The following is a 14,837-nucleotide window of genomic DNA, read 5'->3' as shown; positions in this document are numbered from 1 at the left end:
ATGTTCAATCAGGAATTCTTAGAATCGCATGATATCATCCCCGCCTTCATGCCAGTTGACCTTTCTACGGCTGTCAATACGGGAGATCGGGTGAATCTTCAAAACTATGAACGTTGCGTTTTCGTCCTGCTGGCTTCAATCGGGACTGCCGGCGATGACCCGGTCATATCAGCGCAACAACATGATGCGGCCTCTTCTGGAAATTCGAAAGCCCTGAATTTCACCCGAATTCGGCACAAAGTCGGTGCGACTGACATCGACGCCATAGGCCAGTTCACTCTGGTCGAACAAGCGGCAGACGCCAGTTATGACTCAGCAACCATTGATGTTGCAGAAAATGAGTCGTTAATCGCCATCGAAGTACTGGCCTCCGATCTGGACACAGATAACGGCTTCACTTTCGTTTCGTTCGATGTTGCAGATGTCGGAAGTAATGCACAGCTTGGAACGGGCTTCTACATTCTGCAGGGAGCCGGATATGTGAATGAAATCAGGAATTCCGCAATTGCCTGACTCTCTTCTTACCAGTTTCGTCATATTTCTTTAAGGAGAGATCTCCATGGCGCGCAGTACCAGGCAATCTTCCAGAGACACTCAAATAGACAGTCTGGCGGAGCAGATATTTATACAGATGTGTGCAACGACGCATCATGGATTTGATGCAACACATTATGTCAGAAAATCGTATGAGTTCGCTCAGGCATTCTACCAGAATAGAAATGAGACCAGACTGACATCTCACGCTTCCTCTACAACCGAAACGACAAAAGAGGAATGAACTGTTTTGCATCCTGCTGCTCCAAATTGAACTTGATAACCAAATACTCCCCGTACACCCACAGAAGGCTGTGAAATATGACCTGGACGACTAAGACCACAATTAAAACATTACAGGGTATCAGTGATTCATCGCTGGACTCTGTGATAGATCTGCTGATTTCTCAGGCAGAGGAATTGGTCAAAGGCTACCTGCAGCGGGAAATTGAACAGGCGAGTTACACCGAGTATTACAGCGGGACCGGAACCCCAATCCTGGTTCTGAACCAGAGTCCGGTACAGTCTGTCACATCAGTTCAAATAGATCCCAAGGGGTATTACGGAGATGGTACAGATGCCTTTCCAGAATCCAGTTTGCTGGTATCAGGGACGGATTATGTTCTAAGAAAGAATAATGCTTCAACAACAGAAGTGAGTGACAGCGGAATTCTCTACCGACTGGGTACAGACTGGAATCGTCCTCAAAAGACTCAAAGAGGACAACTTGCCAGTTCTCCTGGAAGAGGAAAAGGAAATATCAAAGTCGCTTATATCGCGGGATGGGAAACCGTGCCAGCGGATATCCAGTTTGCGACAAACAGGCTGGTCACTGCAATGTTGGAATCACGCACCCATGCAGGGCGAATTCATTCAGAGTCCATCGAGGATTTCAGCTATACCCTCACTGGATCGGAATCTGAAGCCAGTCTATTGGATTCCATCAAAGGATCCCTGTCACGATATCGGAAGGTAGTGCTCTGATGGTGTCTAAACAACAACTGGACTTGCTCTACCTGAAAGTTCCAGGAACAGAACCGATCACGCTAACTACCAGACGTGGAGTGAATAATGATTCGATTTCTTCGGCTACAGTCTCTCATGCCTGGATGAGAAATCTTACTCGAAATGACGTAGCCAAAGGCCTCGTGACTTCAACTCATGAGGGGATCGTCTGGAACATCCCCAATGTGTTATTAAGTGGGGCAGAGATTGAAACCGGGGACACGATCACTGATCAGAATAGTCTGGTCTACACCGTAAGGTCAGTCACCCGTGTCCGCCTACGAACACATTGGCGATGTATCTGTCGGAGAGAGAAATGACTGCGATTATTGAAAGTATCCTCACGACCGTCCAGTCAGAAATTCAAAACCTAAATCTGACTGACATTGCCAATGACCATGTGCATATCCAGAAAGTTCCTTCTACTCGAAATTTTCTGGCTGCCGATTTTCCTGCGATTCTGATTGTAGCCGGAACACCCAGGCATAATCCTGCACAAGGTACAAATTTGAGAGATCAGATCGAATACCAGGTAGGAATCTATATCGTTGATGCAGACAACCAGAATCAGACAGCCAATCGAAACAAGTACCTGAGTTGGTATGAAGCCATTCTGAAACAGTTTCGCACACCACGTCTGGCAGGCGTCGACACAATCGTAAATAGTTACGTCGCTCCCGGGCTGGTTGTCGACCCCAGCTGGTTCGAAGCGGGAGAATTTCATGCAGGGATCACACTGTGGTTTATCAGTTGGGAGACACGCGAATGAGTTATGAAATTGAAGTGAAAGCAGCAGAATTTATCAAAGTCAGCACGAATGTCTTTGGCGGCCTGCGTTTTAAAACCAGCAATGTTTCAGAGGCCGTCGAACTCTATGCTGATCAGATCAGTACGAATCGGAATCAGTTCACAAGCAGTGATGTGCAAAGTCTGGCTGGGTTCAATATTAAAAAAATCAAGGACCATACACGATGCCTGAAACAATTACAACCAGCGAACTCAGCGGATTCCTCAACGGAGTCGTCCAAAGATTAGCGGAATCTCAAGCTTCAGACATCCTGAGTAAGTGGAATGATGATCTTGCCGGTGATCTGGGTGAGAGTTTCTTAGATAGTCAATCACCTGGTGGGATTGCCTGGGCACCTCTGAAACATCCCAGACCTCCCGGGCATAACCCAGGCATGCGTCCTCTGATCGATACCGGGAAGCTGATGCAGAGCATCATCTCGAACAGCTCAGGACCTATTGAAACAGTGACACAGGATTCAACATTGTTAGGGACCAGTGTTTATTACGCAGGCTTCCACCAATACGGAACTGCAACAATTCCTGCTCGTCCTTTCATGGGTATCTCCGAGGACTTACAGGATTCCGCAGTCGAAAAGCTGGGTAACCACATAATGACTGTGATAGATGCTATTTAATAATAAGGAAACAATTCATGACTTTAGGAATCGGAACTTTTACGCGTGTGGCGATCGACTCTGCCCTTCCTTTCGATACCAGTTCAATCCCCATCGAAATCATTGATTCAGAATCGCTCATTGAAACGCAGACGATCGACGAGACAGGAGGCACGACTGGTACGACCGAGCATCTCGCTGAACGAACCAGACTGGGCCAGAAACGCTGCAGCGGCTCTATTAAACTGGCAGCGAGCCGGTTAGCTCTCGACACATTGCTACCGCTGATCTTAGGTGGTGATGAGAGTTCAAATGAATTCGGCCTGGAAGATTCGCTTCCGGAATTCTACATGATGGTTGATCGAGACGAAAAAGTTTACACATACTCTGGCTGTAGAATTGCTCGCGCGACATTTACCGGTTCGTCTGGTCAGATGGTTTTTATCGAGCTTGACATCGAAGCCGAAACCGAAACAGAAGGAAATGCGGGTACTTTTCCGACGTTAGCAACACCTACCGAAAGTCCATATCGCTTTGAAGACGGCGTCCTTACCCTGCAAAGCGATACTCGCGAGTTTAGTGAATTCAGCCTCACAATTGAAAACCAGCTGGATACAGAACGATTTGAGAATAATCTCACGCGGGTGGACCTCCCACTACTGGATCGAGTCATCACACTTTCAACGAATCACCCCTGGAGTACGGAAAACCTGGACTTAATAAAACAGGATCTCACCGGCGCGGGTGGATCACTGGTATTTACGAACACCGAAATCACGAGCAACATCCTGACGTTTACGTTCGGTACGATTCAGTATCCATCAAAAACTCCCGGAACCACTAAGGTGCAGGTTACTCGATTACCTCTGGAAGGCATGGTTCGCAAAGCAGGCAGCTCTCCCAGTCTCATTGTCACTAACGCACATGCGTGAACACGGCATATCAATTATCTCATGCATTTCTTGATCTGAGAAAAGGAAAAACGCGAAATGTCTACATCACAGGCCAGGGCCTATATTCCAGATGGTTACACAGAAAACGGTTTGATCAAAGAGATAAAAAACGTTCACGAAACCGTACGGTTTCAATATCGTCCCGTACTCCCGGAATCGGTACGGGCGTTGATGCACAATTATTTCGAAAAATCGGCGAAAGCGCAAGGCGAAATTGTAGATCAGACTTTAATGCGACAGCTTATTGAGTGGGACCTGCAGGATCACCAGGGCTCCCCACTTCCAATCAATGCTCAAAACCTAAAACGAATAAAAAAACCACTGAAAGACCGTCTCTTCAATATCGTGACCTGCTTTGATGGTAGCGACGATGATGTAGATGAGTCTCAAGAGGAGTTAAATGACGAGTCCGGCCTGAATTTTGATGAACTGTTATCTGGAGAGTCGGATGGATCGGGTAATAAAACGGCGGAACAGGCAAAAAACTGATCGCCGGGGTAGAGTTGATTTTACTCTACCCGCAGTTTGCAGTGCGCGACTGTCTCCACTGTTTGAAATATGCCTACAACGACACACCTGGTACTGAAGGTTTTGGAAAAGTTGAGACACATAATGGCAGGGCAGATGGAAGGCCAAATCTCAGGCATCAAAAGCATCTGCCACTCTGCAAAACTCCTTCTGGGTGTCCGAAAGGAACACCAGAGAAACAGAATACATTAACCCACAGAAACATTCAGGCATACTTGCATTATCTCGAATGTAAAGCTGTCGGATCATTTCCAGATGATCCAATTGTCCGCAGGAACGCCCGATTGATCCAAAGGACCGTTGATCAGGCTAGCGAGAAAAAGAGATTTGAAGAATTGGTCGCGCTGATGGGAGCTAACAGATCACAATGATTAAAGCAGCCGAAGCACAACGGAATGTTGTTATTCAATTAAGCCTGGTCGCAAACCCTAAGAACGAGAGTGTTGCCGGGAAAATGATTAACACTTTCGCAGAGATAGAAACAGCGGCAATCAAGGCGGCAAAGGCTGCCGCAGATATTCGCGTTAAAATCTCTGAGAAAGAACTGAAAAAACGAGAACAGTTTAATAATGAACTCTTGAACTCAATTAATCGCCTGGGAGAGGAAAGCCTTAAAGAAACTCAGAAAACGAATAAAAAGGTTGTCAGTCAGCTCCAAAAAATCACCAAAAGAATGAGAAAGATCTGGGAGAGCCTGGAAGACGCGAAGACTGATAAGACAAAAAAAAGGTCAGACAAACGTGAGAAATGCCTGGAAAACGAAGCCAAGGCTTCTGAAAAACTGAAAGCAGCATGCAAAAAACAGATTGAATCACAACAAAAAGCAACTGAAGCTGGACTCGCTGCTCTGCAGGGAATGATGGACCTCACGGAAGGCCTGGCGAATCTAGGTCTGATGAGCGATGAGAATTTCAAGAAATTTGAGCAAGGCTTCCAGAAAATTGAAGTGGGCTACAAAGCATTAAAAGGATTCACCGAGCTGGTCTGGAAAGGCCGCGAGGCGATTGTCGCGATGAGGGAATCGCAAGAGGCACTAGCCAAGACGCAAGCACTTTTGGCAGCAGCTCCTGTTCCCGCAGGTATCGCTGCAGCAGCGGCAGGTGAAACTGCCGTGGCAGGCGGTGTAGTAGCAAACCACATTGCAATGAAGAGGGTTGCGAAAGAAGCTGCTGAAGAAACGGGCGAGCGGGTTGCGACAAAGGCTGGTAGTGGAATACTGGAGACCATCGGTAATATTGCTGCGAATTACTTCGGGGCACGTGGATTCGGCAGTGCAGGCAGTGCGGCAGGTCAGACTGGGAAAGGTATCCTCGGTAGGATCGGTAGAACAACGATCGGCGGCGCCCTGCGTGGCGCTGGTAGCGGCATTGTCGGGGCTGGGAGAGGTGTTCTTCGGATGGGCGGCAGCCTGCTGGGTCGAATCGGTGGTATGTCACTCGGCGGGGCTGGCGGACTGCTGGCAGCGGGTACAGCCATAGGAACAGGTTTGATGGAACTCCGTGGCGGAGTCAACCGGCTCGTCCGTGGCGGAAACTTCATCGGGTCCGGCGAAGGTATGGTTGGTCCGCAGCAGATGGGCTTCGGTGCGTACTTACGAGGTCTGAATCCATTGTCATCCAGTGCGTCTGAGTCACCGATCCATGCAGCTACTTCAACTTACGGTGCTTTTCGCGACATGTGGTCAGCAGAGAACGTCACCGAGCAACGTCTGGAAGAACTTGAAAAGAACAAGGTCCGCAATCAGGAGATTCGCGACCGCCAGCGGGATCAGCTGTCGTTCCGCTTCGCTCAGGATTCCGCATATTCATCTCTGAGTCGCCAGAAAATCGCAATGGGAGCGGGAACCGATCTGGAGAAGTCGAAGAAGCTAGAGATCCACGCGGCTAACGAAGTGGCCCAGGCCCGTTCTGCTGCACAGGAGAACCGTCAAAAGCAGCTCGAAGCGATGTATCGTCAAGAGGCGTACAATAACAAGCTGCAACTGATGCACCATGAAAACGTTCGCGACAAGGAAGCTCAGCTCGCTGACGCCGCCCGAACACGGCTAAGCCTCCTGAAAACACAGAACCAGCAGCATAAGGATGCTGTGAAAACAGTGCACGAGGAACTTAAGGCAGCGAAGGAGCGCACGACCGTTGCCGAGAAAGCCGCTGTATCAGACCGCGAATCGAAGCTCGCGGAGTTCGACCGACTCGACGAAGTCAAGAAAAACAACCTGCGGTCAATCGCGGAGAAAGTCAGTAACAAACAGGAGCTGACTTTCCGTGAGATCAAGCAGCTCGAGGAGACCCCCTTCGGGGCTGAGATCGCCCAGAAATACCGAGCGAATAGATCCGCTGGTGACGCCGGAACGATCAGGGCTCTCGGTGGTTTCAGAGATACCGAAAAGAGTGTCGTCGACGCCCGTGAGGACGAAAGCAAAAAACGCGCGAAGCTCGCCGAGTCGATCCGCAAGGAATGGGAAACGAGGGATGCGATGGCACAGCAGATGAACCGCGTCCGAAGCAGTATGGAGTCTCTCTCAGAAGTCACGGACCGCGTCGCCAGAATGCGCGCAGATCAGGCGGGGGTCGAATACACACCACCTGTGGCACCAGATCGCGGCAATGCCCCCCAGAACCAGGGGGGCGGTGGCGGGAACGCTGCGGTCGCTGCGATCAATGGCGTCGCGGATGCCAACGCGCAGGACACCCTTGCATTGATCGAAGCGCTGCGAAACTTTAGTGATACGAATTCCGATTCATATCGTCAACTTATCGAAGAGCTTGAGCGGCGTGCCCAGCAGGCAGCCGGTTACCGCGCGTTACTGGGGGGGAACGACTAATGGCAGTAACCCTGAGCTACGGCAACTACCAGCACGCCGACAACGAGGTTAACGTTAACGTCAGTCGTCGGGGCCTTGAGAACCAGACGGGGTACGTGTTCGGTTATATCGAAACGTGGTCGATTACCGGGATTATGCAGGCCGACTCGCTGACAGCACTGAAGACCGCGATGGACAGTCTGGAGAACGCTTACAGGGAGCCGAACAAAAACCTGGTCTGGAAGATTGGCGACACGGTGATCCACCAGATGCTGAACCAGTCGACTGCTTACGGAATCCGTGTCGCTGTTCCGCCGCACTTCCCCCAGGGGGACGCACCAGGCGAGTTGGTGAATCGTCGGCACTACTCACTGGTTGTCGATGGTGCGTTCCTGTACCCGGAGGCAGTGAACGGCACGGCGGGAAACCCTTATATCATCAATTACGAATCCAGCCTGTCGGTCACTGGAACCGGCGGTCCCACGTTCGGCCATCTACCGACGCTCACGGGGCGATTCCAGAAACAGCAACTCACAGAGACGAGTGTCGTGTCGGCTCAGCAGACAGGCATGAAATCGGGAATCGGGTTCTGCCCGACACCAGACCCGCCGCAATCGAATCTTGCAGCCTATGAAAAAGTAGATCGCCGGAACATCCGCTACGGAAATCCCCGCCGATACAACAACACACAGTTCGAGTACCCGGTGTACTGGAATTACACATTCGAACGCAATCAGCCGTTCCCAGCGGCACCATAACAAAGGAGTGGTATCATGGCTTCACCCATCTGGATCGGCGGCGCCCCCGCTGTGGCTCAAATCGACACGGTCTCCATCCCCACGGACATTGAAGCGGGGCAGACGGTCAACTTCACCATCGGCAATAAAACGCTGGCAGTGACGCTCACTGGGGCGACTCAAGCCGCTGTGGTGGCTGAACTCGTGGCAGCCTGGAACGCCTCGACAATCCCTGAATTCGCGGAGATCATCGCCTCAGTCGGCACCGAAGCCAACGACGAGGAAGACGGCACCATCGACCTCACGTCGAGAACAGCCGGTAAGCCGTTCGCCGTCACCACCTCCATCGGATCGGGGAATAACGAAAAGCAGGTGGTTACACTCGGCGGAACCGCAGCGACGGGTGGTACGTTCACCCTGACTTTCAACGGCGAGACCACAACCACCATCGCCTACAACGCGAGTGCAGCGACAGTTGAGTCTGCTCTCGAAGGGCTGGCGAGTTACAGCTCCGGAGATTTCACCGTGACTGGATCCGCCGGGGGGCCTTATACCGTTGAATTCACCGAAACTCTGGCCGGGACGAATGTCTCGATCATGACCATCGACGTATCTGGTCTGACGGGTGGGGTGAATGAAATCCAGACGATTACCAGTCCGAACAACCCAAGTGGCGGAACGTTTCGCCTGAAATTCGTGGGAGAATGGACCGGAAACATAGCTTACAACGCCAGCGCCGCCACGATTGAAACAGCATTGCTCGCACTGGTCTCTATTCCTGCAGGCGCTGTTTCTTGCGGTGGTGGAGCACTGCCGGGGACCGATGTCACAGTAACCTTCCAGGGGGCGCTGGCTCGAACTGACGTTGCGTTGCTGCAGGTGGATTCGTCCAGCCTGACCGGGGTGACTGGATCAGCCGCAGAGACGACCGCTGGGGGCAGTACGCTGCTGGAGAAGATCTATGCTTACTTCAGTTTTGACAGCAACTATACGGACAGTATCGAAGGTATCTCACTTTCTGAATCGGGGTCCGGTCTGCCTGCTTATATCGCGCCGGGAGGAAAAATAAACAGTGCCTTGTGGATTGACTCCACCGGGACCACCTATCTCAGGAATACAAGTAACACCGATTTTGCCAAGTGGAACTACGACGTCGGATTTACCTGCGCGTTCTGGTTCAAGGCAGATTCCCTCAACACATGGAAACTCGTAGAGCGAAATGCAGCCTCTGCCACGGACTGGAGCGTCACACTAAATAGTGGCGGAACATTAACTTTCTATAGGCGTGACTCTTCCACAAGTTTTACGGTAACCTCATCTGGATCGGTCTCAGCAAACACCTGGAACCATGTGGCATGCGTCTACGACCCAGACAACAACCTGATCAAAATCAGCCTGAACGGCGCGGCTTTCGATACCGCTGCTGTCAGTGCAACAGGAGCCACACCTTCCGAGTCAAGCGCGGTATTCCGCCTCTACGGTGGTGGCGCATTGTACGCGGTCTGGTTCGACGAACTTGCTCTGTTCTCGGACGCCCTGTCAATCTCGGAATGTCAGGCTCTCTACAACAGCGGGGACGGAGATCAGTACCCATTTCCTGACGCCGGTGAAAACGAAGTCCAAACCCTCACTCTGGCAGGATCTCCCACATCTGGCAGCGTGAATGTCAGTTACCAGGGGGTCGGTGTCGACATCCCTTACGACGCAACCGCAGCGGAAGCAGAGGCTCTGCTTGAATCCATCTCAACCATCGGATCTGGCAATGTCAGTGTGACAGGCGGCGACTGGCCGGGAACGGCACTGGTGGTGGAATTCATCGGGGCTCTATCCGTGACGAATGTTGAACTGCTGGAGATCGACACTTCCAGCCTGGTGATGTCTGTTTCAGAAACCACTAAAGGTGTCACAGACCCGACAGGAACCGTAGAAACAACGGTCACCCCGCTGTCACAGTCCACCACAACCCCGAACTCAGGCCCGAACAACTGGGACGTCGCGGCCAACTGGAATACGAACACGGTGCCTGTCAATGGAGATACCCCTTACATCGCAGACAGCGACATTGACATCCTTTACGGCCTGGATCAGTCCGCCGTCACGCTGGCGGCGCTGCACATCGAGCAGACTTTCACCGGCACCATCGGCCTTCCCCGCATTAACACCGATGGTGGGACTGAAAGCTCTTACTACGAATACCGGGAAACCTATCTCAAGATCGGGGCGACAGAGCTGTTCATAGGCGAGAAAGAGGGCGACGGTTCGGAGCGAATCAAGATCAATCTCGGTTCGGTTCAATCCACGGTGCTGATCACCGATTCCGGGGAAAGCCCCGACGGCAATACCCCGCCGATCCTGCTGCTGGGGACCCACGCCAGCAACGTGATTAACGTCAACCGTGGTTCGCTCGGCGTCGCTTACTACCCGACCGAGGTCTCGACCGTCGCAACGCTCCGTCAGGCGTTCTTCGACGATGCGACCGACGATACGACGGTTTATCTCGGGGCCGGGGTGACCGTCACGAACATCACCAAAACAGGTGGGGTGCTCGACATCAACTCTGGAACCACATCATTCCAGCAGACTGCCGGCACCACCACCATTCACGACGGCGCACATACGGTGCTCAACATCCTTGCGGGGCTGGTGAATTACAACTCCACCGGCACGCTCGCAGCGGTCAATCTGTCCGGGGATGCGGTGCTGGTCTTCGATCAGGACGCCCGGCCTAAGACCGTCACTGTGATCAACAAGTACAGCGACGACTCGGAGGTCTACGACGAGTCCGGTAGCATCGCCAGCCCGGTGATCCAGCTCCATAACTGCGGTGACATGAGCACGCTCTTCATGGGTAAAGATTTCAAGCTGACCTTCAGCGCGACGACATAGGAACGTTATGAGCGAGATTCACCAAGGTGTCGGCTCGGTTTTCTATCCGGGCATTAAGCAGATCGTGAGTGCGAGTTATTCCCGCTCCCACGGCATTACGCCCGACGTCTGTCAAATCGAGATGGCACCGCAGTCGCTGGACCCAGCCGACGCGGACTACACCCCCATCGAGCCGGACGGGTTCCTCGTGTTTCAGTTCGACGCTGAGTCCGTCGAAGTTAACTCACTGGGCAACCGCTCGACGAAGACGACGCAGATCCTGCTGCAGGGGTGCCGCCCCGACAAAGCGGCGGTCCGGCGGACAGCGAGTTCGAGAACATGGTCGATACCGATCTACGACCGCCGCTGGAAGTGGAAGTTCGGCAGCTTTTCGGGCCACTGGAACGTCAAAAAGAACGGTATCATCGAAACTCGCAAAGAGCGGACGGCCCGACAACTTGCGGACATGTGCCTCGAAGCGATGGGCGAGCAGCGCTACGACACCACGGCCCTCGACCAGTTGGAAGATACGAAGGGTCTGCCATACCGCAAGCGAGTGAGACCTGAAGTCCATTGGGACCGCATCCCGCCGGCACAGGCTCTGAACGAACTGGTCACCCCTCTGGGGTATCGCGTCTGCCTGGGCTGGGATGACCGCGTGCGAATCTGTAAGTACGGCGAAGGGGCACTGCTGCCGGAAGAGGATCTGATGACGGCGGGCTTCGACGCCGCGCTCCCCGAAGTCCCCGACTCGATCACGGTTGTCGGAGGGATCACGTATCATGAAACGCTCTGGGAACTGGAAGCGGTGGGCCTGGATCTCGACGGCGAGTGGAAGCCCATCGACCACCTGAGCTATACGCCGTCGGAGAAATACGGATGGCTGCTCTCGGAGCCGCCGAACTTCCATGGCGTCGAGCAGAAGTACGACGAAGTCAAACAAAACAACGTGCCTGATGCCGACATCATCGAGTACCGCAAGCAGCAGCTGAAGCTCGCACAGGAGACGGTGTTCCGGTGCTATCGGCTCAAGTACCCTGCCGGGACACAGGAGAGCGAAACACTCCGTAAAAAGTACGACACGCTCGGAAAGAAAGTGGCAAAGGAGATCGACAAAGGTATCCGTCGCGGCGATAAAAAGTCCGTTGACAAACTGATTAGTGATTACGAGGAAGCCGCTCGCGAGCTGTTCAAGAAAGCCGAGCCGATACTCCCCGGACCGAAGCAGAAGAACCCGAAGACGGGGAAGCTCGAAGATTACAAGCTGACTGAGTTCAACCAGGTGCTGCCCTGCTTCGAGACGCGGTCCGGCCTCACTGTCGACCCAGTCACGGGGGATCTGAAGAGAAAGGATGTAATCGCACTCGGCGAACGTTGGAGCGAGCGTCGCGGCTACAACACGCCGCCGAACGTTTACTTCGACCGCAATCAGTTCTCGATTATCCCTGCTCAGGGAATCATCAGGTTCAACGAGCCGATCTACCGCCTCGCGGTCGGAAAGGTCCCCGTCGATAACAGCAACAAAAAAGAGAAGCGGAAACTCTTCGTTCCCGGCAACCTCTACGCGCTGATCGCGGTGCCGCTTAAGTCAGTTCTCGGTGAACCGGCCCGCTACGAATATCTGTACGAGGTTCCGAAGAAATACCGCACCACCCCCGCGAAGCTGCCGGACCTGCCGAACGGCGTGCGAAAGATCCCCGGCGGCACCGACACGAAAGTGATCATCGATAACCAGATTGTGCAGGCTTACCGGGCGGTGTTCGAGATCAAGAAAAGCAAAACGACCGGAGAGTACCGTGCCACCCGGAAGGATCTCCTCGACAACTCGAAAGCAGAGAAGTTCGAGGAACTCGCACTGGCTGACATTGACGTCGCACTGCTGAACGTCACCACCAGCGACGCAGGCTCCGGCCAGTACGCCGGACTGAAGCCGATAAACCTCGACGGAGCGATCCAGCAGGTGTCGATCAGAGTGACGACGCAAGGCGGTATGACGACAACGATCTCCCGGAACCGGGAAACGAGCACTTACGTTCCGAGCTTCGATGAGCGGCAGCGATCACAGGACCTGAAGCAGATCGTGAAAAATCATCGAAACACTGTCGACAAAACAGAGAAAGTGGACCCGAAGGGGGAATGATGCTCAACTCAGCACTGGAATCTCCGGGGCAGTGGTTCGACTGCCTGAACATCGGGGACGATTACGAAGCGAAGGACGACCGACGGAAAGATAAAGACCTCGTGATACCGGGGCACTCTCTCGTCGAGATCGTCGGCGTGCGAACCATTAACGAGGATCACTTCGTGTTCGAGGTGCGGCTGCCTGTCGGCAGTTACGCGCCGGGACAGACCAGCGGCGATGTGGAGTATGTCACCGAGCGACGGAATTACGCATTCACAGGTCCTGCCGACATCATCAAAGGATACCAGGGGCGACTGACGTTCCCGCCCTGCCTCTGCCGCTTCGAGGGAGAGTTGACCGACACGTCGAAGATTCATGGCAGGTACATCAGGCCGGAGAATTCCGACCTGTCGGACGCGACACTGGATCTGTATGAGAATCTGTTCGGCAAGGGTGTGCTGCAGCGGCTGATCGGCGACCCGAAGGGGCACCTGAAGCTCCCTGATGCTCAGGTCAGCCAGAGTCAGGCCCCAGCGTGGAACGCATCAGGGATCTACAAGTACCACACCGGCGAGAAGACTAAGGGGAAATCCGACGATAAAGACGTCACAAAAAACCTGCTCGCGATGATCACACCAGCCGAGCAGGATCCGTCGCCAAGTGTGATTTTCCTGACGAAAGAGGCGGTCACGAATCAGACGTTCCAGGAAGGCAGCGTGTCAGTCGATCTGCTGGAGTACGTCGACCCGGCCAGCCCCGACTGGAATCATAAGTTCCTGCTCGACTTCTCTGGGGTGTTCGGCCACGAATACGCTTTCTCGATCACGGACGGCTACGGCAACACGGTCGGGCCGTTCATCATCACGACAGACGGCAGTGATATCAAGGCGGCCCTTGAGGCCCTGTTCTGGGTGGGAGAGGGTAACGTCACGATCCACACACCGGGGCCGCTGACAGGTCGGTTCATTATCGAGTTTGTCGGCGATCTGGCAGGAATTCGCGTCCCCCCGCTCTACTGGCAGCGAGTGGTCACCGTGGGCACGCCGCCGGTGAATCTGCTGGGAGGTGTCCCAGAGATTCCGCCGATCACCCAACAGGACCTGATTGAGTACGACTATCGGATTCTCCCCGGCACGCACACGGTGCAGATAACACAGGCGTCCCGACCGCTGACGCGCGACCAGATGTGGTACGGTCATTCATTTGGGTACGCCGCCGGATTCTGGGGCTACGGCTGGGGATATTACCCCGGTGGCGGCTACAGCTATGGTGGCGGCTACGGTGGCGGCCCCTTCGGGTACTTCGGCGGCAACTACTGGGATGGTCTCGGGCGGGGTCGCGGCAGCATTTACGACGGATACTACGGCCCCTATGGGAATTACACCTACCTGCTGGACGGCCCCTTTGATCGGGATGACTCCGGCACCGTTGTTGGTGAATCGTTAGTAAATCCGGCCACGGGGCTCCCGTACGAAATCAGGTACAACCAGCACGGTTACAATCAGTACGGCTTCGATGTGGACGGTTATGACCCCGCCGGGTTCGACGCAAACGGCCTCAACGCGGACGGCGAAACGTGGGCCTACTATGGTGTGTGGGGGCATCTTCACTCGGGGCAGTCGCACGCGAATCATAAGAACGACCACGGCATTATCAATCAGGCGACTGCTAATGTTTTTCAGCACATCTCGGCGGGTTCGTTCGGCGTGGCGTCGTGGGTCAGAGGTGGCGACTACGTCGTGACCGAGATTGAAAACCGTGAATTCTGGCTCGACACGAACGGCGAGCCGGCACGAGCAGCTGCTTACTAAAATACATTTTGAAAAGAAACCCCAGACGATGCAACAAGACGCGGGCATCTTACATGCCCTGAATCAGTTTCGACGA

General features: G+C 53.6%; 12 protein-coding genes. All 12 read left to right on the top strand.

What is annotated here, in order from left to right; translation table 11 throughout:
- The 12 genes from RID21_RS09630 (at position 1) to RID21_RS09575 (ending at position 14,761) form a co-directional block, all read left to right on the top strand.
- On the top strand, positions 1-513 hold the full coding sequence (locus RID21_RS09630; protein WP_350188419.1) for a hypothetical protein: 513 nt from the start codon (positions 1-3) through the stop codon (positions 511-513).
- Positions 514-855: 342 nt separating this feature from the next.
- Positions 856-1,518: a head-tail connector protein gene (locus RID21_RS09625; RefSeq protein ID WP_350188418.1), complete on the top strand. Its 663-nt coding sequence runs from the start codon at positions 856-858 to the stop codon at positions 1,516-1,518.
- A gap of 337 nt (positions 1,519-1,855) precedes the next feature.
- Positions 1,856-2,308 carry a hypothetical protein gene (locus tag RID21_RS09620; protein ID WP_350188417.1) on the top strand — a complete coding sequence of 151 codons (453 nt, stop codon included), beginning with the start codon at positions 1,856-1,858 and terminating at the stop codon, positions 2,306-2,308.
- Positions 2,305-2,574 (top strand): hypothetical protein, encoded by a 270-nt coding sequence (locus tag RID21_RS09615; RefSeq protein WP_350188416.1) that lies wholly within the window; start codon positions 2,305-2,307, stop codon positions 2,572-2,574. Before RID21_RS09620 ends, RID21_RS09615 begins: the two co-directional genes overlap by 4 nt.
- Entirely contained in the window at positions 2,511-2,963 is a 453-nt protein-coding gene (locus RID21_RS09610) for a phage virion morphogenesis family protein (protein ID WP_350188415.1), read from the top strand. Before RID21_RS09615 ends, RID21_RS09610 begins: the two co-directional genes overlap by 64 nt.
- A 17-nt stretch (positions 2,964-2,980) precedes the next feature.
- Positions 2,981-3,874: a phage tail tube protein gene (locus RID21_RS09605; protein ID WP_350188414.1), complete on the top strand. Its 894-nt coding sequence runs from the start codon at positions 2,981-2,983 to the stop codon at positions 3,872-3,874.
- A gap of 57 nt (positions 3,875-3,931) precedes the next feature.
- A complete protein-coding gene (locus tag RID21_RS09600) occupies positions 3,932-4,384 on the top strand; it encodes a hypothetical protein (protein WP_350188413.1) in 453 nt (150 codons plus the stop codon).
- 406 nt (positions 4,385-4,790) lie between these two features.
- A complete protein-coding gene (locus RID21_RS09595; RefSeq protein ID WP_350188412.1) occupies positions 4,791-7,247 on the top strand; it encodes a hypothetical protein in 2,457 nt (818 codons plus the stop codon).
- A complete protein-coding gene (locus RID21_RS09590) occupies positions 7,247-7,984 on the top strand; it encodes a hypothetical protein (RefSeq protein WP_350188411.1) in 738 nt (245 codons plus the stop codon). Before RID21_RS09595 ends, RID21_RS09590 begins: the two co-directional genes overlap by 1 nt.
- A gap of 15 nt (positions 7,985-7,999) precedes the next feature.
- Positions 8,000-10,849 carry a LamG-like jellyroll fold domain-containing protein gene (locus RID21_RS09585; protein WP_350188410.1) on the top strand — a complete coding sequence of 950 codons (2,850 nt, stop codon included), beginning with the start codon at positions 8,000-8,002 and terminating at the stop codon, positions 10,847-10,849.
- Between the two features lie 187 nt (positions 10,850-11,036).
- Entirely contained in the window at positions 11,037-12,968 is a 1,932-nt protein-coding gene (locus tag RID21_RS09580) for a hypothetical protein (protein WP_350188409.1), read from the top strand.
- Positions 12,965-14,761, top strand: a complete 1,797-nt coding sequence (locus RID21_RS09575) for a hypothetical protein (RefSeq protein WP_350188408.1) — start codon at positions 12,965-12,967, stop codon at positions 14,759-14,761. The genes RID21_RS09580 and RID21_RS09575 overlap by 4 nt, the downstream gene beginning before the upstream one ends.
- Positions 14,762-14,837 lie beyond the last annotated feature (76 nt).

The organism is Gimesia sp. (assembly GCF_040219335.1).
Classification (GTDB): Bacteria; Planctomycetota; Planctomycetia; order Planctomycetales; family Planctomycetaceae; genus Gimesia.
Note: the sequence above shows the minus strand (reverse complement) of the source record. Positions and strands in the feature narration are given on the sequence as shown.